The sequence below is a fragment of the Bifidobacterium sp. SO4 genome (genome assembly GCF_018555355.1).
In the GTDB taxonomy this organism is placed as follows: domain Bacteria; phylum Actinomycetota; class Actinomycetes; order Actinomycetales; family Bifidobacteriaceae; genus Bifidobacterium; species Bifidobacterium miconisargentati.
This window is the reverse complement of record NZ_JAFEJP010000006.1, coordinates 65,207-86,287: the sequence shown is the minus strand read 5'-3', so window position 1 is coordinate 86,287 and position 21,081 is coordinate 65,207. Positions and strand designations below refer to the sequence as shown.

General features: G+C 61.5%; 14 protein-coding genes. 11 read left to right on the top strand and 3 right to left on the bottom strand.

Translation table 11 applies throughout. The annotated features are described in order from the left end of the window. Positions 1 to 31: 31 nt before the first annotated feature. The 3 genes from JS536_RS05810 (at position 32) to JS536_RS05800 (ending at position 3,410) form a co-directional block, all read left to right on the top strand. Complete coding sequence (locus JS536_RS05810; protein WP_214356170.1) at positions 32 to 1,237, top strand: MFS transporter; 1,206 nt, start codon at positions 32 to 34, stop codon at positions 1,235 to 1,237. A 210-nt stretch (positions 1,238 to 1,447) separates the two neighbouring features. Next, positions 1,448 to 2,608 carry an MFS transporter gene (locus JS536_RS05805; RefSeq protein ID WP_214356169.1) on the top strand — a complete coding sequence of 387 codons (1,161 nt, stop codon included), beginning with the start codon at positions 1,448 to 1,450 and terminating at the stop codon, positions 2,606 to 2,608. A 133-nt stretch (positions 2,609 to 2,741) separates the two neighbouring features. Continuing rightward, positions 2,742 to 3,410 carry a hypothetical protein gene (locus JS536_RS05800; protein ID WP_214356168.1) on the top strand — a complete coding sequence of 223 codons (669 nt, stop codon included), beginning with the start codon at positions 2,742 to 2,744 and terminating at the stop codon, positions 3,408 to 3,410. Between the two features lie 101 nt (positions 3,411 to 3,511). Here the strand turns inward: JS536_RS05800 and JS536_RS05795 are convergent, their stop codons facing one another. Continuing rightward, positions 3,512 to 6,754: a CAP domain-containing protein gene (locus JS536_RS05795; protein WP_214356167.1), complete on the bottom strand. Its 3,243-nt coding sequence runs from the start codon at positions 6,752 to 6,754 to the stop codon at positions 3,512 to 3,514. 499 nt (positions 6,755 to 7,253) lie between these two features. On the opposite strand from JS536_RS05795, the gene JS536_RS05790 reads away from it, so the two are divergent. From JS536_RS05790 to JS536_RS05760, 7 genes are all read left to right on the top strand, one after another. Beyond that, positions 7,254 to 8,564 (top strand): SpaA isopeptide-forming pilin-related protein, encoded by a 1,311-nt coding sequence (locus JS536_RS05790; protein WP_214356166.1) that lies wholly within the window; start codon positions 7,254 to 7,256, stop codon positions 8,562 to 8,564. A 105-nt stretch (positions 8,565 to 8,669) separates the two neighbouring features. Beyond that, positions 8,670 to 11,771: a SpaA isopeptide-forming pilin-related protein gene (locus JS536_RS05785; RefSeq protein WP_214356165.1), complete on the top strand. Its 3,102-nt coding sequence runs from the start codon at positions 8,670 to 8,672 to the stop codon at positions 11,769 to 11,771. Continuing rightward, on the top strand, positions 11,761 to 12,240 hold the full coding sequence (locus JS536_RS05780; protein ID WP_214356164.1) for a hypothetical protein: 480 nt from the start codon (positions 11,761 to 11,763) through the stop codon (positions 12,238 to 12,240). The genes JS536_RS05785 and JS536_RS05780 overlap by 11 nt, the downstream gene beginning before the upstream one ends. 173 nt (positions 12,241 to 12,413) lie before the next feature. Further along, complete coding sequence (locus JS536_RS05775; RefSeq protein WP_214356163.1) at positions 12,414 to 13,028, top strand: hypothetical protein; 615 nt, start codon at positions 12,414 to 12,416, stop codon at positions 13,026 to 13,028. 165 nt (positions 13,029 to 13,193) lie between these two features. Then, positions 13,194 to 13,502, top strand: coding sequence for a type II toxin-antitoxin system Phd/YefM family antitoxin (locus JS536_RS05770; RefSeq protein ID WP_214356162.1), 309 nt, complete (start codon positions 13,194 to 13,196; stop codon positions 13,500 to 13,502). Positions 13,503 to 13,544: 42 nt separating this feature from the next. Next, on the top strand, positions 13,545 to 13,829 hold the full coding sequence (locus tag JS536_RS05765) for a type II toxin-antitoxin system RelE/ParE family toxin (RefSeq protein ID WP_346427461.1): 285 nt from the start codon (positions 13,545 to 13,547) through the stop codon (positions 13,827 to 13,829). Positions 13,830 to 14,173: 344 nt separating this feature from the next. Beyond that, positions 14,174 to 15,304: an ATP-binding protein gene (locus JS536_RS05760; RefSeq protein WP_240544276.1), complete on the top strand. Its 1,131-nt coding sequence runs from the start codon at positions 14,174 to 14,176 to the stop codon at positions 15,302 to 15,304. Positions 15,305 to 15,748: 444 nt separating this feature from the next. Here the strand turns inward: JS536_RS05760 and JS536_RS05755 are convergent, their stop codons facing one another. Together JS536_RS05755 and JS536_RS05750 are read right to left on the bottom strand one after the other, a co-directional pair. After that, complete coding sequence (locus JS536_RS05755) at positions 15,749 to 17,029, bottom strand: ATP-binding protein (RefSeq protein WP_214356159.1); 1,281 nt, start codon at positions 17,027 to 17,029, stop codon at positions 15,749 to 15,751. Positions 17,030 to 17,041: 12 nt separating this feature from the next. Further along, positions 17,042 to 17,743, bottom strand: coding sequence for a LytTR family DNA-binding domain-containing protein (locus JS536_RS05750; RefSeq protein WP_214356158.1), 702 nt, complete (start codon positions 17,741 to 17,743; stop codon positions 17,042 to 17,044). Positions 17,744 to 17,950: 207 nt separating this feature from the next. Here JS536_RS05750 and JS536_RS05745 point away from each other — a divergent pair, with 207 nt between their 5' ends. Beyond that, positions 17,951 to 20,890, top strand: coding sequence for a glycoside hydrolase family 3 N-terminal domain-containing protein (locus JS536_RS05745; RefSeq protein WP_214356157.1), 2,940 nt, complete (start codon positions 17,951 to 17,953; stop codon positions 20,888 to 20,890). The last annotated feature ends 191 nt before the right edge of the window (positions 20,891 to 21,081 follow it).

Sequence of the window (21,081 nt, the reverse complement as noted above, 5' to 3'; positions counted from 1 at the left end):
GGCAACCGACAAGGAAAGGAAACAATACAAGATGAGTAATGCAATCGAAGAGAAGAACACCGGGACGAAGGGCATATGGAGCCTGACGTTCATAGGGTTGCTGGCTGCCTACTTCCTGGTCAACCTGTCCCTGAACATGGCCAACAACCTGTCGACCCCGTTCGCCAAATCCATGGGAGCCACGCCGGTCCTCATCGGTATGGTCGCCACCGGCTTCACCTATGGGTCCATTGTGTTCAAGCTGTTTTCCGGCCCGGCTATCGACTCGTTCAACCGTAAGGGCCTGCTGCTTGGCGCGTTCGTCGTGATCGGTATCGCGTTTCTCGGCGACGCTTTCGCCCCGTCCGTGCCCGTGCTCATGTGCTTCCGCATCCTGCAGGGCGTGGGCCAGGCGTTCACTGCGACCACGTTCATCGCCATCGCCGCTGACAGCCTGCCGCGCGAGCGGATGTCCTCCGGCATGGGCGTCTTCGCGCTCGGCACCGCCGGCTCCACCCTGTTCGGTGCGCTCGTGGGTCTCAAGCTTCAGGAGGCCACCAGCTTCCGCTTCGCCTATCTGACCTCCTTCGTGATTCTCGCGCTCGGCTTCCTCGTGGTCTCGCTGCTCAAGGTCCGTCATTCCGACAAGACCAGGAAGTTCCGTATCTCCCTGTCCGGATTCGTCGCCAAGGAGGCCCTTCCGCCCGCGCTCATGCAGTTCCTGTTCATGATGGCCTGGTCCTGCGTGTTCGGCTTCCTCGTGGTCTATGGCCAGGAACAGGGGCTGGGTAGCAACGTCGGCCTGTTCAACACCGCCTACGGCCTGGCCGTGTTCGTAGCCGCCCCGCTCGGCGGTCGCCTCATCGACAAATTTGGCTACTACATGATGATCCCGATGCTGGTGCTCATGTCCGCATCCCTGTGGCTCATCAGTTTCTCCTCCAACCTGGGCATGCTCCTGTTCGCCGCCGTCGTGGGCGCGTTCGGATACGGCGCCGCGGGCCCGGTCGTGCGCTCCATGGCCATGAGCGTGGTCCCCGAGGACCGACGGGGCGCAGCCTCGTCTACGCTGTTCGTCGCATCCGACCTCGGCCAGCTCGCCGGCCCTGTTGTTGGCGGCCTGCTGGTCTCCTCGTTCGGATACGCCGTCATGTTCCGTATCGCCCCCGTCTGGGTTCTGCTCGCCGTGATCCTGCTCGTGTTCACCAACAGGTACGTCAAGGACAAGGCTGCCGCCCTCAAGAATGACGGCGAATGAGACCGGCCTGACGCCCGTGCGGCTCGCACGGGCATCGGCCGGACCGGCGGGCGAGCCCGTGACCCCGAAGGACGGGGCGCGGACGCGCCCGCCGGCATATCCCATGAAACCCGTTCCGCTCCGGTAGGCTGGTGTTCGGAAACGCCGGCCGGAGCTGCATGCCAGATCAGCAAACGGCCGCAAGGCCACTCAAGACGCAAGGGGACAACGGTGTCCGCAGCAATCAAGAACCATTCGTTCGTCATGGTGTTCGTGGTCTATTTGATGATCAACCTCGGACTCGAGTTCGGCGAGACGCTGGTCTCCCCGCTGTCCGCATCCCTGGGCGCCACCCCCGTCGTGATCGGCATGGTCGCCACCGGCTTCACCTACGGATCCATGATTTTCCGCCTCGCAGCCGGATCCGCCATCGACGCGTTCGACCGGCGCAAGCTCCTGTTCGCCGCCGTCGCGGTCCTAACAGTCTCGTTCCTCGGTGACGCGTTCGTCACCTCCGTGCCCATGCTCATGTGCTTCCGTATCCTGCAGGGCGTGGGCCAGGCATTCACCGCACCCATCTGCCTGACCCTGGCCGCCGGCACCGTGACCCGCGAGAACTTCGCCGGCGGCATCGGCACCCTCTCGGTCGCCAGGGGAGTGGCCGGCATGTGCGGACCGTACGTCGCCCTGCGCATCCAGGAGACCGCCGGCTACCAGATCGCGTTCCTCCTGGCCATGGCCATCGAAATCGCCACCCTGATCGCCATCCTCAACCTGCGCGTGGAACACAACAGGACCGAGAAATTCCGGTTCTCCCTGTCCGGATTCCTCGCCCGTGAGGCCATTCCGCCCGCGCTCATGCAGTTCCTGTTCATGATGGCCTGGTCCTGCGTGTTCGCGTTCCTCGTGGTCTACGGCCACGAGGAGGGACTCGGCAGCAACGTCGGCCTGTTCGACACTGTATACGGACTCGCCGTGTTCGCCGCCGCGCCCCTGGGCGGATGGCTCGTGGACCGGCACGGCCATTACATGATGATCCCGATGCTCGCGCTCATGTCCGTATCCCTGTGGCTCATCAGCTACTCGTCCAACCTGCGGATCCTCCTCCTGGCTGCCCTGGTCGGCGCGTTCGGCTACGGCGCAGCCGGACCGGTCGTACGCTCCATCGCCATGAGCGTAGTCCCCGAGGAACGCCGGGGAGCCGCATCCAGCACCCTGTTCGTCGCATCCGACCTCGGCCAGCTGGCCGGTCCGGTCGTCGGAGGCCTCATCGTCTCCCGCTTCGGATTCGCCATCATGTTCCGCATCGCCCCCATATGGGTCCTGCTCGCCATGCTCGTACTCATCGCCACCAACCGCTACATCAAGGCACGCATCGCGGAAAACCGGTGAATGGACCTCGTTCAGAATCCTCACGGAGCCGAATCAGCACGGGCGTTTTCGGCTCTGAGGTAGGGATCGGTAAAACCGTATTTCTTCTAATATTGGCTTCGGAAGCATTCACGGTGACCGATGGGAGGACAAGATGGAATCCTACGAGCTCGACGAACTGCGTAGCAAGCTGGACAGCATGGAATTCCATTTGGACAGCCTCGAAGCGGCGAACCAGCAACTGTCCATAACGATGACGGGCCTCACCCAAAGGCTCGACGAGATCGGCCGTCGCGACCGTGACTTCCAGTACGCGATGTGGATTCAGACCGATGACGGGAAACACTACAAGCAGTGGATCGATACCTGGCGTCCGACGTGGAAGGAATTCCTCACCCTCAGGGAGGTAACGGAGCGGGAACGCCGCTGTCATGCGTTGGAGGCGACCCGTGAGGCCGGTTTCGAGCGGAAACCGGAATGGGCGGAGTACCGTGAGCGGGAGAAGAACCCCATCAAACGGCTGGTGGGGCACACCCCGTGGCGTGAGGAGTATGAAAAGGACCTGCGACGATGGCAGGCGACGTATGACGCCGCCATCAAGCCATTGCCTCACGCATCGTTCTTCGTGGAAGGCGGCCGGGGCGTGGTCAAGCAAGCTGAGGACACGTACAAGGCGGTCGATGCCGCCATCAAAGACGGGCATTATGCAATCATCAGGGAGCTCATCGACGCAACCACGCCATCATTCGCGTACCGGTATGACGCGCAGGTGCCCGACGCGTTGCCCGGTGTCGCCGCGTGGCTGCGGGAACACCGGAAGTGACTAAACCGGCAGACATGTGACATTCACATGAGATCCGGTATGACGGGCCGATGCTCCTGATGGGAGCACAGGCCCGTCATACCGGAATCAGGCGTGGTCCGTCAGTCCCTATGGGCCGAGACATGGCGCACGGTCTCGATGCCGAGTCCTGCCGCGAGGGTGAGCGCCGCGGCGACGATCAGGGCAGTCGGATCGGTTCCGGTGCTGGCAAGCCTGGACACGTCCTTGGCGTCGGTGTCCACCTTATAACGGATGGTCTCGGTGTCCTTGTCCTTCGGGGCGTGGACGACGCTCTGATCGGCCGAGCCGGCCGGAACGGTGACGGTGTTGCCGTCGGCGCCGTTCCCATTGCCGGTGCCACCGGTATCCGGGACGTCGGTTCCGCTGCCAGAAGTGTCGCCGGCGTTGCTGCCGGAACCGTCGGGATCGTCGGGACCGGTCTCGTCTTCACCGGATTCGGAGCCGGATTCGTCGCCGGGCCTGCCGTTGTCCTGACCGCCGTCATTCGAACCGCTGCCATCGGTATCGGCGTCTCCCTCGTCGCCACCGTTCTGGTCACCGCCATTGTCTGGGTTGCCGGGCTTGTCGGGATTCGGTTCCGGGGTGGGGGAGAGGAGCCGGTCGAGGGTCTCCTGTGCTTGGGTGAGTGCGGCGTTCGCTTCGGTCAAGGCCTGCTGTGCGTCCTGCACGGCCTTGAGGAGCGCGTCCTGACGGTCCGTGACTGCCTGCGCGTCGTTCAGCCGGTTCTTCAGGTCGGCGAGGGTGGCGTTGGCCTGTTCGAGTGCCGCCGTCTTTTCGTCCAGCACCTCGCGGGCGGCCTTGATGGCCGGCACCTTGGACGGGTCGGCCGCGGTCTGCTCGAGTCCGGTGAGCCTGTCGCGGGCCGTCTGCAGGTCCGTGGCGGCCTGCTCGGCAGCACGGGAGGCCTCATCCAATGCCGTCCGGGCGTTCCCGGCATCCGCCTGGGCGTTCAGGAGCGCCTGCTCGGCCTGGTCGAGTGCGGTCTTCGCGTCCGCCTGTGCGGTTACGGCCGTCTGGTAGGCGTCGGCCGCATCATCGGCCTTGCGGCGCAGGTCCTTCAAGGATTCGAGCCGCTCGTTTTCGGTCTTCAGCGCGGCTTTCTTGTCGGTAAGGTCCTTGTCGGCCTTGTCGAAGGCATCGGTCTTCTCCTTGAGGGTCCGATTCGCCTCGGCCAACCGCTGGTCGAGCTTGTCGGCCGCCTCCTGCCTGACCTCGTACTCGGCCTGCAGTTGTTCGGCTTGGTCCTGGGCCTGCTCGTACTCCTTCTGGAGCCGGTCGATGAGTTCCTGGCCGCCTTCCATCGACGGGGGAGTGGCGGAACCGTCCTTCGCTGCGTCCTCGTACGCCTTCTGCGCCGCATCCAATGCGGCCTTCAGCTGCGCGGCGGCCTCTTCGGCGGCCTGCTGGCGGTCCGCCGCCTCGTCGGCCTCCTGCTGCTTGGACGTGGCGACGCCGGCGAGGGTGTCGGCTTCGGTCTGCTTGTCGCTGGCCTTCTTGCCGGCGTTCTGCCAATCATCGATGGTCGCGTTCAGGCCGTTCTCGTACCGGTCGAGACGGTCCAGATACTCGGTTGTGGTGTAGAACTGGGTGTCGTCGCCGAAGGGCTGGATCTGGAAGTTCTGGGTCATGTACGTGTACCCGGTCCGGTAGTCGCGTCCGATGCCGAACCCGGTGACCTTCAGCCGCTTGTCGATGATGTTCAGGTAGTGGCCGACCGCCTCGTACTGGACGCCGTCGTGCTCCTCGCCATGGTAGATCCACGGACGGTTCTTCGCGATCCACTCCGAGTCGGTCTTGTGCGCGGCGAGTTCCGTATCGGTCTTGGCGTACTCGTCGAGGTAGTTCTTCTCGTCCGTGTACCACAGGCCGAATACGCAGTCCGCGGTGGTGCAGCCGTAGGCGATGTTCTCGCCCACGTCGAACTTCTGGGGATGGTTGAACCCGTTCTCCTGAATGGCCTCGTTGTCGGCCATGGACGAGCCCATGAGATAGTCCGACACCTGCAGTTCAGGTAGTCCGTTGTCCTTGCGGATCTGGTTGAAGTAGTCGATGTAGGCCAACGACTTCCTCATGTTCGTCAGGCTGATGCTCGTGCCCAGCTCATGGTTCGGGCCCACGATCCAACCCTTGTCGACCCACTCCTTGAAGGTCGGGTCCTTGTTGACCAGATATTTGGCCGCGTCCGTGCCCTCCTGACGCAGGAATCCGATGGCGCCCTCGTCCAGCTGTGCCTGTGCGGCGTCGGCGGCCTGCTTCTTGCCTTCGGCGTCGGCCTTCAGGGTGTCCGCATCCTGCTTGGCCTGATCGGCGTCGGCCTTCGCCTGGGTGGCCGCATCCTTGGCTTTGGAGGCCTTGGTCTTGGCGGCTTCGGCTTCCTTCTGCTTGGCCTCGTAGTCGGCTTGGGCCTTCTCATAGGCGGCCTTCAGATCCGTGAGGGACTGGCTGCCCTTGGCTTCGTCGAGCTTCCTCTTGGCCTCGTCCGCCTTGGCTTTCGCGTCATCGGCGGCGTCCTTGGCGTCCTTGGCTTCCTGCTTGGCCTGATCGGCCTTCGCCTTCAGGTCGGCGGCGGAGTTCTTCGCATCCGTCAGCTGCTTGTTGGCGGTGTCGGCGACCTGCTGCGCGTCCTTGACGTCCTGGTTCAGGGAGTCGACTTTGGCCTGCGCCTTGTCGATGTTCTCCTGGGTGGCATCGGCCTTGTCCGCGGCGGCATCGGCCGAGTCCAGCGTGGCCTTCGCGTCAGCAGAAGCCTGAGCCTTGCTGTCCAGTGCCTGCTGGGCGTCGTCCCTGGCCTGTCCTGCGTCCGCGGCCTTCGCATCGGCGGCCTGCTTGTCCGTTTCGGCCTGCGCCTTATGCTGGTCGGCCTTGGACTTCGCCGCCTCGGCGTCGGTCACGTCCTGCTGCGCCCGGTCCAGGGAATCCTTGTCGATGCCGGTGTCCTGCAGCGCCTGATCATAACCGGCCTGGGCCTGGTTCTTCTCGGCCTGCGCCTGGTCGACCACCGTCTGCTGGTCGGAGACCGCCTGCTTAGCGGATTCGACGGCCTGCCCGGCCTGTTCGATCTCCTCCTGCGACGGGGCCGCCGCCTGCGCCTGATTCAGCTGGTCCTGCTTCTCCTGCACGTTGGCCTTGGCGTCCTCGACCGCCTGCCTCGCGTCAGACACCACGTCACGGGCCGTGACCGGCGCCGGATCGACCGGCACGGACGCGGTCGGGTCGACAGTGGCCTCGTCGGCCATCGCCGCCGGCGTGAACATGCTGACCGCCAGAGTCGCGGCCAATCCCGTGATGACAGCCTTGCGGCCGTTACCGTTGCTGCTTCCCATAAGGGACTCCTTTCAAATCGCGCGGCACGACCCCTTGCCATGCCGCGACCCGTCGCAAACGACGAATGAAAACGGATAGGAGACGAAAGGAACCCGGTCACCCGGGATGTTCCCTCCGTCGCCGACACCCCAAACAACCGGACAAACCGGCGGGCGACACGCCCGAATCGGACGCAACCGTCAAGATGAGGGGCTGTAGATCACGGGAAACTGCGGCCGATAGCAAACGTTGTAGGGCTGACGAGTCAGATTCGAAAACCGTTGAAAACGTTCGCATTAGGGCCTATGAAGCCATGGTCTTGCGAAAAATAAGGCGAAAGTGGTAGAGGCGGCGAGTTCCGTTTGACGAAATCGTGTTGGGGGGGGGTATTAGTGGCTAAAGGAGGGCGTTATGGAAGACGCCCAACGGGGGTTTGTGTTTCCGGTGGTTTTTCAGAGACACGAGTTTCCCGGACCGTGAATGTGAGCGGTAACGGAAAGTATGGAAGAGGATTTCTTGATGATGAAGTTCAGGAAGGTCATGGCCGGTCTGGCCGCCGCTGCGACATTGTTCGTCGGCATGGCGTTCGGTGCGGGCACGGCGGATGCCGTTGATACCGCGGATGAACTGACTGATACGCAGATTCGTATCACGGCATCCAGCGCCGACCAGTTCAAGTTCGGTGATAATGGGACGCGTACGTTCAAGTACGCGAAGCTCGCCGACTACAACTTCGATGGGAATAACAAGCCGTACCTGACCACGACGACGGGTGTGGACCAGGAAACAATCAGAACAGCTTTGACGGAGGCTGGTCTGACTCCGGACGCGAATATGGATCCGTTCACCTGGCTTGGCTCGCAGGACGCCGCGACTATTGAAGGCACGAATTGGCGTCAGTTCGTCGAAAACACCAATCTACAAGGACTGGCCAATCATGACATCACTCCGACGTCGAGTGATGAAGGCAGGACGTTGACGTTCGATTTCACCAAGACGAATCCGGGTGACCGTGGCTTGTATCTGATCATCGATCAGAGCGGTGACTACGAGGCCGGTGCCAGCGAAGGCTGCACTATCACGTATCACAAGATGAAGGCCATCCTCATCGGCACCAAGCTGACGGATGCGGAGAAGTCGCTCAGCACGGGTTCCCTGACCATCGCAGATGCCGTATGGGGTGATATCGCCCGAGACGCCGCGGTTGCGGTGAAGTCCACCAAGGACGAGGTCTGCAAGCCGCACCCCGGGTTCACCAAGGTCGGCGACGACGGCACGACCGGACTCCAGGGCGCAGTCTTCTCCGTATACACCGCGAAGGATTCCTCCTCCGCGACGAACGACAGCGATTTCAAGAATGGTGCCCTTGCCAATCCCGCAAACATCGATTCGACCAAGTTCGAAGCGTACAACGGGTTCGGTGCCGCCGATTCGAAGACGAACACCTTGACTTCCGGCACGGGCGGCAAGGTCGATTTCGGCGTACTTCCGACTGGTACGTACTACGTGTACGAGAGCACCATGCCGACCGTCACCGATAACAGCGGCAAGCAGTATCTGACCTCCTTCCGCGCGGTGCTCAAGGTGACCGTCACCGAAGGAACCCAGGGCCAGGCTGGTACGTACACGATTGAAGACCTCAATAATCATGGTCTGCTCACGGGCGATGCCACTAATGGATACAAGTACAGGAACATCACGTCCATCGTGCACCTGCCGTTGACCGGTGCGGCCGGTACGGCGATGTTCGCGGTGGTGGCCATGCTGCTCGCGGCGGGCGCGGGCGTCACGTTCGCGCGCTCCCGTTCCGTCAAGCGCGCGTTGCGCTGAACCAATGGCCGTTGACGGTCGATTGAAGTGATTGAGGCATGCGCCCCGACCCCGTTGTGGGGCTTGGGGCGCATGCCCGTACCTGAAGGTGGAGTGGAAAAGAACATGATGCGGAACGTGGACGTGGCGCGTCGGATGCGCGCCGGTGCGGCGGCGGTGGCGTGCGCGGCGATGCTGGCGGGCGGCCTGACCGTGGCGGCGAACGCGGAGGACGCGGCGGCGTATGAGGCGAATGATGCGGCGAGCCTGGCCGCGGCGCTGACGTGCGGCGGTTCGACGGCGGCCCGCACCGTGACGATCACCGGCGACATCACGGTGGAGCCGAAGGACCTGTCCGATGCCAGCACGCATATCACGTGCCCGGTGACGATCGTGTCCGACGGGCTGGAGATGCACACGATCACGTGGACGGGAGGGGGATCGATGCTCTGGCCGCAGGCTTCGGGTTCCCTGACCATCGGCGTCGAGAATACGGCCTACAACCAGGGCGGGAACGCGTTGACGTTCACGCATCCGGATGACGGGAACACGTATGGCCCGCTCATGCACAGCTACGGGACGGTGACCATCCATGGCGGCACGTTCACGGGCCTGCGCGTGGATAGGGGCGGCGTGGTGCTCAACGGCGACGACAAAACCGGCGGCGACCTGACCATCGACGGCGGCCTGTTCAAGGGCAACACGGCGTCCGGCAAGGGCGGCGGCGTCGTCTTCCAGTCGAAGGGGTCGACCGCGATCACGGGCGGCACGTTCGAGGACAACGTGGCGTCCCCGGCCGGCTGCTCCGAACAGACGGCCGACACGACGTGCATGAAGGGCGGCCAGGGCGGCGGCGCCGTCCGGACCGAGGCGGGTTCGCTCACGGTGCGCGGCGGCGCGGTCTTCAGGCATAACGGCGCGACGGCCGCGGACTTCAGGTCGGGCGGCGGCGCCATCTGGGCGAAGGGCACGCTGGCCATCAAGAACGGCGAGGGCGGGGTGAAGCCGCTGTTCGAGGACAACTGGGCGACCATCGCCGATCCGGGGGACCGGAACATCGCGGAGGACGGCATCCTCAGGGGCGGCGCGGGCGGCGCCGTGTTCCTCGACGGCGGCGGGTCCACCGCGTACTTCACGGGCGGCGAGTACAAGGACAACGTGTCCGGGTACCTCGGCGGCGCGGTCTACACGGAGGAGAACTCGACCTCGTACGTGGGCAAGGCGGTCGCGTGGAGCAACATCGCCGGCCATTTCGGCGGCGGCCTGTGGTTCTGCCCCTCCGGCAACTCGGCCGCGTCGAAGGGCGGCAACATCGCCCTGTTCGACAACCTGGTTGAAGCGAAGTACGACGCGAACCCGGACAACAAGGTCACGCCGCTGCCCGACGGCGCGGACACGACGGTCGCGGGCGACGATCTGGCCATCATGAACCCGAGCTGGAAGGCCATCCACGGCTGGGCCAAGGACACGAACCAGTTCCAGCTGCTCGACACCTGGTTCACGGACCGCTCCACGCCGGCCGTGTCGTGGGAGTGGAACAACACGCCGCTCAAGGAGTCGTCCGGCTACCAGGATTCCTGGCTGCCGGAGACGTCCTGGGGGGACACCAAGGTGAACCAGGGCATACGCGCCGTCCTCGCCTCCACCCAGACCAACAAGGACAGGACGCAGGACGCGGGCCTGCTGACCCTGTCCTCCGCCGATCCGACCCCGGAGGGCGCGATCGGCACCGGCCTCGCGCTGAAGGCCAAGGTTCTGGACGAAAACCGGGAGGACGCCGTGAAGAGCGCGGCCCAGCTGACGTTCACCGGCAACAGCGCGCGCTTGTCGGGTGGCGCGTTCGGCTCGGACGGCGTGGTGATCTTCGACTCCCCGTACTCGGTGGACTGGAACAAGACGGACGCCGACACCGGCAATAAGGTGTCCACGGCCTCCACGTGGCTGCTGACCGCCACGAAGCTGGACGCGCGCACGGACGGTGGCGCGACCCCGTACTTCGACACGGACATGCGTCCCAGCGACTGCGAGGCCGGCGACGACACGAAGGCCGACTGCTGGGGTCACGACAATCCCGAGACCGCGGAGACGGAGACGGATGCGAATACGTGGTACGTGCGGATCACGGATAACGACTCGCATGACAACAACAAGGACTTCGGCTCGCTGAGCCTGGACAACCTCGCGCCCGGCACCTACACGCTCAAGGAGACCGTGGCGCCGACCGGCTACGTGAAGACGGACGTGACCTACGAGTTCACCATCACGCCGACCGCGGCCGGCCACCTGCCCGCGCCGCCGAAGCTGACGCCCGTGACGACGGATTCCTCCGCGGACAAAGCCGAGGCCGAGGGGACGACGGACATCCCGAACGAGGCGTTGAAGGGCGTGCTCGCCTGGTCGAAGACCGACTCCGAGACCAACGCCGAGATCGGCGGCTCCACGTGGAAGATCGTCAAGACTGACAACGGCAATGAATCCGACATCAAGGACTACACGGACATCGCGGACTGCAAGGCCGACAAGGCCGAGGACTGCAAGGGCCCGGACACGGACCCGAAGGCCGGCCGCTTCTCCCTGAAGCTAGGGGGCGAACTGGCCGAGGGCTCATACGAACTGGTCGAGACCGGAGTGCCGGACGGCTACCTCAAGCCGACGAACGCGAAGCATCCGTTCACGGTCTCGAAGAGCGCGGACGGCACCGAGTACACGGTCGCCTGGGGGAAGGACGAGAACGGCAATATCGCGAACACTCCCACCGCGGTTTCGTGGATGAAGGTCGGCTCCGACGACACGTCCAAGGCCCTGGCCGGCAGCACGTGGAAACTGACCGACAAAGACGGCAAGGATGTGTACGGCCACGACATCACCGACTGTGTGAAGCAGGACGCCTGCACGGCCGATGACAGGGATTCGAAGCCGGGCGTCTTCCGCCTCATCGGCCTGAAGGCTGGCGAGTACACGTTGACCGAGCAGACCGCCCCGGACGGGTACGTGAAGTCCACCGTCTCGTACACGTTCACCATCTCGACCGACAAGGAAGAGACCGTGAAGATCGATGGCGCGACCGGTGACGACAACGCGATCGTCAACGCAAAGCAGATGGTGGCGCTGCCGTTGACCGGCGGCTCGGCCCTGGACTGGCTGGTCACCGGCGGCGTGCTGGCGCTCCTGGCCCTGGCCTCCGCCTTGGTCATGAACCGGATGCGCGGACGGGCCGGTGTCCGATAGTCGCGGGTTCGATTCCGGGCAGGTCGCGTATCTGAACGGCCTGCCCGCCGTGGCCCGTGCCGATGCCAATCGCATCGTGTACGCGGACTGGTTCCGGGACGAGGTCATGCGCCGCTACCGGGAGGGTGTGCCACCGACCGCCGTGTTCCGGGAGGCCGGGCTTGGCCCCGAGATCATCGGCAGCAAACGCATCGAACGGTGCGTGGCCCGATGGCGTCGTGAAACCGAAACGGCACCGATGCGGCGCGGCCGACCGCCGATCCCTGCTGCCCGGGATGAGAAGGTGCGAACGACCGCGAGCCAGCTTGCAACGATTGCCGAGTTGGAACGCCGTGCTGTCGAACTGGGCGAGCGGCTCGGCCTCGATCCGATGACCATCGACGCGGATCGCCGCCAGGTCGTCATCGATGTCCTCAGTCGGCTCGTCGAAGACTACAGACGACGACTGGGGGAGCAGTCGGCGGAATGATATGGGATCAAGCCGCGACTTCTCCATCAGACTGGTGAATATTCATGACCTCATGAAGAAAATATGGCCCATGGCCAGCCCTTTGGCTTAAGGCCACAGATTTCCCCTATGATTTCTTGAATTCAAATCGTCTCCGCCATTCTCCGTTCACCATGAAGCGTCAGAATGAAACCATGAAGACAGAAACGGATTGGATGTCGGGCGATGAACATCTCGCCCGCCGGGTCTGGCTGCGCCGTCGCGGCCATTGGATCCTGTTCACCTTGGGTGCGGTCTCGGTCGCCATGGGTGTGGGCGGTCTGATTCTCGCGCCGCTTGACGACTGGCTGAACAGGGTGACGCACGGCGATTCGCCGGTCGACATGGGCACAGTCGTGCTGGTTCTGATTGTGGCGACCGCCGTCCTATATGCCTTCTTCTACCTGAGATGGCGGCTTCGCGGTCGACCAGAGCACCTGCTCGCCGTGCCCACCAAGGATTGGCCCGTCCAACCGGTTGCGTTCCCCGACACGACCGACGACGACGGCGATCCGGTCAAAGGTGACATCGAATACATCCTGTTCACGCCGGATACGGACCGCACGTTCACCGTGCCGCTGCGGACGGCGGCAGGTACGCGCATCGGCGTCGTCACCGTACGCGACGGACGCGCAAAACTTGAAACAGTGCGAGACACGGTGGCCGTCCGGTTGCATGCGGACCCCAATGACCGCGTCGGATGGCTGGAGGACGGCCTGCACTACGATGACGATTCAGACGCTCTGCTCGTCGGCGACAGGCTGGAATAACGTACGGCGTCACATACCACTGCGGGTGGCTGGGAATCATGCGTCACCCATCCACTTCATCCTATTGTCGGGGATTCCGGCGCCGTTCGGCATTTCGGATATAATTATGAGCATAATCGTAATCACAATATGATTCATCTTTTATGTCAGAAGGTCGGTGGAATCATGGCGGGAACTGTATCGTTGGATAATCTCGTGTCGGTGTCGGAGCTCAGCCACGGGGGCGTCAGCCGCACCCTGGGGCGCGTCTCCGACAACAATCCGGTGGTAGTCATGCGCAACAACAAGCCCGCCGCCGTGGTCATCACGCCCGACGACTATCGGCGGTTCACGGAGGCCGAGGAGGATTTCGCCCTCTATCTTGAGGCCGAGGAACGGATGAGGAACGACGACGGGACCCGTCTGGGCATGGACGACGTGTTCGGCCCCGGCTACCGGCCGGTGGACGACGGGTTCGAGCCGGAGTTCGAATAGATGGCGTGGAGGATTGAATTCACCAGGGACGCGGCCCGCGACGTGGAACGACTGCGTGAACCGGCGAAAAGCCATGTTCGTACGATGCTTGTCAAAGTCGCCGAAAACCCGCTGCCCTTCACTGAAGGTGGCTATGGCAAACCGCTCGGTCATAAGCGGGATGGCAATCTCACCGGATACCTGAAGGTCAAGCTCAGGGGAGACGGGCTGCGGGTCGTCTATCGTTTGGAACGCACGGCCGGGTCGATGGTCGTCATCATCGTATCCGTCAGGGATGATGGCACGGTCTACAAGGAGGCCGTGAGGCGTATTCGCAAAGAAGCCTGATTCCTGTAATCGCAGCAAGACCGACCGGCGACGATGTTCCCCGATCGATGCGATTAGCAGTCCTCTGGGCAATTCGGCGTTCTGCCATGAATAGGAATATGTCCGATAATGTACCTTATGTCAGATTGATGATATCGGAAACGCGATAACGGCGGCCGGAACCCTGATTTCCGTGGCCGATATGGGATTGCCGTCTGGTCCTATGCAAATCAAAGAATAATGATTATGCAAATCATGGGTTTTGATTTATGTAAATCGTGGATTATGATTTATGTCAATCAACGATTATCCATAGGGGCGGATTGATTATGATTCCACGCGCGCTTACCGACAAGATGCTGTCGATGTCGAAGCTGTTCCCGGTGGTGACGATTACGGGGCCAAGGCAATCCGGCAAGTCGACGCTGGTGCAGCATGCGTTCCCGGATTACCGATACGTGTCCCTGGAGGATGCGGACGTGCGCGCCCTGGCTCAGGACGATCCCCGCTCGTTCTTGGAACGGTTCGATTCCAAGGTGATTCTGGACGAGGCCCAGCGCGTGCCGGAACTGTTCTCCTATATGCAGGGCGTGATCGACAATCGGAACGAACCGGGCCAGTACGTTCTGTCGGGATCGCAGAACTTCCTGCTGCTCAAGAGCATCTCCCAGTCCCTTGCAGGCCGTGTCGCGATATTGCATCTGCTTCCGCTTTCGTACGCGGAGATGTCGGCGGCGGGTGTGACGCCGGATAGCATGAGTGGATTCCTGTTCGCGGGCGGGTATCCGCGTCTGAAGACGATGGGCATCGACCCGCAGGATTTCTTCCCAAACTACATCAGCACCTACATCGACCGGGATGTGCGCGAGGAGCTTGGCGTCAAGAAGGTGGCCGAATTCAACACGTTCCTGACCATGTGCGCCACACGTGTGGGAGAGGTACTCAATTTGGCGAGCCTTGCCAACGACTGCGGCATCAGCGTGGACACCGTGAGGGATTGGCTGTCCATCCTCGAGGCGAGCTTCATCGCGTTCCGACTGCATCCGTATCACAGGAACTATGGCAAACGGCTCATCAAGGCGCCCAAGCTCTACTTCTACGACACCGGTCTGGCGGCGAATCTGCTGGGCATCGAATCCGGTGACCAGATGCTGATGAGCCAGTATCGGGGCAACCTGTACGAGAACTCCGTCGTGGTGGAGATCATCAAACGGTACCAGGCGCTGGGCCGGGAGCCGAAACTGTTCTACTGGCGTGACAGCAACAAGAAGGAAATCGACGTGATCCTCGAAAAGGGCGGCAGGCCATGGTACGCCGTCGAGGTCAAATCGTCCGCCACCTACAATCCCAAGGCTTTCGAAATCCTGGAGGACCTGGCCCCGGCCATGGGACTGGATCCGGATCGACGTTTCGTGGTGTACGGTGGCGACGAGTCGTTCTCCACCAAGCATGGCCAGGTCATCGGCATAAGCGATCTCGGCAGACTCGTCGGATAGCCACGGAAATCGGTGGGCATTCGCGGGAATCGTACCGGCCAATCGAAAAAGGGGCGGGGCTATCCGCATGGTTGTGATGCTTGTCCATTACATCATCGCGGGCTGAGACGGACGAAGGGGGCCGATTTCGGCCTTGGATGCATAAACGGACAGGTGGGTCCGATTCATCGGTGACTTTGCTAATCAAGAGATATGGTTCATGCGAACCGTAAGCCGCCGACGGCCCGTCGGGCTTGACCGTTTGTCATGCGAACAGAGGGACGTTGCCGATGAAGATTGCCGCCGGCAAGCCGAAAGATGAGCCCAACCTCTCCCCTACGATCACGAGCATTGGCGAAAACCGCAGAATTGGGAATGTGAGTATGATACTTTCACGTATCATACTCATAAGTATCTTATGGTGTGCGATGTGCCGGTTCGAGCCTTCGTCGGGGGTGCACGCGATCAGCCGTCGGACTTCTCCGGCATGGGGATTATCACCGTGACGACGAATGCCCCGTCATCCGTCTTCACAGTCATATGGCCGTGAAGCTTGTCCGTGGTCATACGCATGCTGCGCATGCCGAACCCATGTGCCTCGGAATCGCTTTTGGTGGTACGGGGCAGACCGTCGTCATCCGTACCGATGATGCGGTCAGTGTAGTTCTCGCAGCGTATGACAAGCATTTGCCCGTGAACGGAAGCCGTAAGGTTGATGGATCGTCGGGGCTCCGGCAGATCACGTACGGCCTCGATGGCATTGTCCAGCATGTTGCCGTAGAGAGAGTACAGATCCAAGGCCTCTATACGGTTGAACGCCGCGCCATCGACCAGATAGGTCAGCGTGATTCGTTCGTGGTTGCAGATCAGCAGCTTGTCCGTGAGAATCACGTCGAGCGTATGGTTCCCGGTCTTCGCTATGGAGTCGTATCGTGCGATGGTCCGCTCCATCGATTCCAATGCATCGTCTTCCAGACCTCCGTCACGGCGAAGCGCGTTGATCTGGTTACGCAGGTCATGGCTGCGTATGTTGATCATGTCGATGGTGCTGCGGCTCAATTCGTATTGGTGCCTGTTCATCGCCATGATCTGCCGTGAGGTTTCCGCGTCATGACGCCATTTGGATTGGACGAGCAGGCCGGATAGAAGGGCCAGAGACAGTACGGTGCAGGCAATGCCATACAGGGAGCAAGCCAATTTGGCAGGGATGTCGTTCTGACTGATGTACAAAGCGGGTATGTAGCTGATGACCAGCGTCACTACGAGAATTCCGGCGGACAGTATGATGAGTTGCTTGTCGGCCATGTGTTGATTCTTGTTGCCTCGTATGGCAGCTCGGAACAGGAGGCATAACAGTGCGGCTGATGCCATCTCCATTAGGAGATGTATAAGATAGTCGGGTTTAAGCGTCGTTGGCGCGAGCCCGATGATTATGGAGATATTCACGGCGCAGTGCTGAATCGCGTAGGCCGCGATTCCATAGAACAGGATCTCCCGCCACTGCATATCGAGACACCACCATATAGCGATCATGGTCACTATGAACAAGGATCCATACCGCAGCAGATTCCACCAGCTATGAAAGCCCGCCAGGAACAGCAGCCATGTGGCAAAGAGGCATAGACATACGGATGAGACGGCTCTTGCCGCGAACATCGACCTGCGTTCTCCATATGGCAGCAGCATGGCTTCAGTAAGAATCAGCACGGTCACAAATCCGAACGCGTCATATAGGGTGAGTGGCATGGTTCTTTTCTCTCAGATTCCCAGATAATCGGTCAGGCCATTCAGGAATTCCTTCCTGCGGGCTCTTGATACGGGAAGCGTGATATCTCCGAGGGCGATGGCATCCCCATCAACGTTGGTCACGTACCGCAAATTGACGAGAAAGCAGTTATTGCAACGCAGGAAATGGTGTTCTTCCAGTTCCCGTTCGATGGTCTTCATGGTGCCGCGAGTTACGAATACGCCTTGGCTTGTGTGGAACATCAGATTATGTCGATTCACCTCGACGTACAGGATGTCATTCAGGAAAAGCCGGCGTATCCCCTGTTTGTCGGTCAGGGTTATCGCCTCGCCCCTGTTTCGTTCCATGACGCGCAACAGGCGGCGCATCTTCAATTCGAAAGCCTCGTACGAGACGGGTTTGACGATGTAATCAAGCGCGTTCACCTGGTATCCGTCCACGGCGAGGCTCATGACCTTTGTCAGGAACACGACAGGCAAATCCGGGTGGTTGGCCCTGAGTTTGCGTATAGCCGACATGCCGTCCAACCCAGGCAGTTCGATATCCATGAAGACGATATCGAAGTCCTCCAACGGCGAAGCGAGCAGTGTCTCGGCATCCGGGTACCTGACGTCCACGAACCCGTTCCCGCTATTCTCGAAGAACCTGTTTAGGTGTGCCCTCAGCTGGGTCAGGTCATGCTCGTCGTCCTCCACGATCGCAATGCGCAGCATATGGGTCCTCCTTGTCCTTCCGTTCATTCTAGGGATTCCCGGACATGCTTTTCCCACCCGTGCGCGCGAGTCGTGCCGTTTGCCCTACAGGTTGTGTGAAGCCGCCTATTGGATGCCGTGGACCCGATTAGATTGCAAACCATACGGGATCCGCCTCGTGGGCGAGGCGATAGGGACAGTACCCGTATCGATGCAAAGGAGAATCCCATGAAAAGAAGCAGGAATGTCAAGCCCAAGGGACTGATGTCCCGGATTCTGATCGGCGTGTTCGCCGTACTGGCGGCAGTGGCTATGGTGGTCGACGTTGCTGCCTTCGGCATATACGGAACCGCTTTGGACAAGGCGTTTCCCGCATCCCGCGGCGATGATGGCCTGATGCAGTCCGCTACGGATAACGCGGTCTCGGTGGCGCAGCAAATCGAGGAGGAAGGCGCGACCCTGTTGAGCAATGATGGTGCTTTGCCACTCAACTCCTCGGAGAAAATCAACCTTCTGGGACTGTCGGCGGTGAACCCGATTTACGGTGGCACCGGTTCTGGCGGCAGTTCATATACCGCATACCGCACGGATTTCGTCACGGCGTTCGAAAAGGCCGGATTCTCGGTCAACCCCGCGCCCATTGACGCCTACAAGCATATCGATACGCAGACGGCCAATACGTTCAGCGTGGACTTCTCAATCAAGGAACCGGCCGCCACTGACACGCTCGCCTCCGATATGGGCCAGGACTATGTGTACACCGGCAAGGCATCGTTCGACGATATGCAGCAGTATTCCGATACTGCGGTCGTCGTGCTATCCCGCAAGGGCGGCGAAGGAAACGATCTGCCGACCGTGATGACCGACTACACCACATACAAGCCCGACCAGGACAAGCATTATCTGGAGCTGAACAGCGCTGAACAGTCCCTGATCGACCAGGCCAAGAAGACCTTCAAGAAAGTCGTCGTCGTACTGAACATGTCCAACGCCATGGAGCTTGGTTTCCTGGAGAACGAGGGCAACGCCTCGGCGGACAAGACAGGCGACATCGATGCGGCCCTATGGGTGGGAGGCATCGGCGACCGCGGCAGCATCGGTGTGGCGAACATCCTCAACGGTAAGGTCAACCCGTCCGGCAGGTTGGCGGACACCTACCCCTACGCCGTGGAGACCATCCCCTCGTACTACAACTTCGATACCTACGAGTACACGAACACCAAGGGATTGTTCAAGGATGTGGAGACCAACGATGAACAGAAGGACCATCCCGCCTACCTGCTGAACTACCAGGAAGGCATCTACGTCGGCTACCGCTACTACGAGACCCGTAAGTCCTATGACTACACCACCCGCGAAGGCGAGAAACGGACTGGCCTGTCCTATGACGACGTCGTCCAGTACCCGTTCGGCTACGGACTGAGCTACACGAACTTCGACTGGAAGGTCACCAACGCCGTCAGCGGCGGAAAACTGGGCAAGGACGACACCATTACCTTGGACGTGCAGGTCACGAACACCGGCACCGTGGCAGGCAAGGACGTCGTCGAACTCTACTACTCCGCCCCCTACCACAAGAACGGCAGCCATATCCAGAAGTCCGACGTCGTGCTCGGTTCCTTCGCCAAGACCGGCGAAATCCAGCCCGGCAAGTCTGAGACCGTCACGCTGAAGCTGCCCGTCCAGGACATGGCCTCCTACGACGCCCAGAAGTACTATTCCACCACCGGCTCGTACGTGCTCGAATCCGGCGATTATAAGATCTCCCTGCGTTCCGACGCACACACCGTCAAGGACGGACTCGCCTACCGCTACTCCATCGACGACCCGATCGTCTACACGGACGCGGCCAACGCCACCGACAACGCGAGGACCGCCGAGTTCGTGGGAAGCCGTGAAGGCGACCAGACCACGGCGGAGAACCTCTTCGATGACGCGGCGGGAACCGTGAAATACATGGATCGCGACACTTGGACCATCGTGCCCGGCTCCGACCAGAAGGCCACCGCCGAACAGATCAAGGCGTTCAAGACCGCGCTCGATCTCGACGACAACTACATCGACAAGTCCGACAAGGCCCCCACCTTCGGCGCCAAGAACGGTCTTACCATCAAGGACATGACCGGGCTCGACTATGATGACCCGAAGTGGGACAAGCTCCTCGACCAGCTCACCCTGGATGACATCGACACCATGGTCGCACAGAACGGCTGGGGCAGCGCCGCGGTCAAGTCCGTAGGCAAGAACCAGATCTACGACATGGATGGACCGGCGGCCCTGTCCTACGTGTTCGACGCGTTCATGGGCACCACCACCTACAAGACCGTCACCTACCCGGCACAGGTCGTGCTCGCCTCCTCCTGGAACACCGATCTGGCCAAGACGTTCGGAGATGCCATCTCCAAGGAAGCCCGTGCATGGAACATCTCCGGATGGTACGCTCCCGGCGCCAACACACACCGCAACCCGTTCACCGGACGTAACTTCGAATACTACAGCGAAGACGGCACCCTCGGCGGTGCCATGGCAGCCGCCACGGTGAAGGCAGCCAACAAGAACGGCCTGTACACGTATATCAAGCACTTCGCGCTCAACGAGCGTGAGACCTGGCGCCACTACGGCCTGTGCACATGGGCGAACGAGCAGTCGATGCGCGAGATCTACTTCAAGCCCTTCGAACAGGCCGTCAAGCAGGGCGGCACCACCGCCATCATGTCCTCCTACAACAACATCGGCACCACCTGGGCCGGTGGAGACAAGGCACTGCTCACGGGCGTACTGCGCGACGAATGGGGCTTCAAGGGCACCGTCCTCACCGACAACAACGAGGAACACGGCTTCATGAACCAGGAAGTGGCCATCACCGCCGGAGGCACCGCACTGCTGTACAACGGCATGAACGGCTCCAAGAGCATGACCCGCCTGCGCGAGACCGCATCCGGCCAGAAGCTCCTGCGCGAGGCCGCCCACCAGTACCTGTACACGGTGGCCAACAGCTTCGCGGTTGATCTCACACCGGCCATGGCGCCTTGGCGCATGCCCGCAATCGCAGGCAGCGCAGCCGTCTACGTGATCTGCATTATCGGGTTGGCGTTGTCCATTCACAGACTGCGCAGGATCCGTAGGTCCAACATGGCGACGGTCACTGTCTCGTCAGAGGGAGAGTGAGTAATCCCAAACACCGCGTGGATTTCGCCCTTGATCATTGACCCGAGGCAATTCGGATTCAACGATCGAGGATTCGGCTCCTAATAGGGTCGGCAGCCGTAAACCACGACCTAGGAACCTCCTCCAAGAGCGGGCGGCCACTGCCCAAAGGCCGTCCGCTCTCCCCTATCCGGCTTCTATCTTGTAGAACG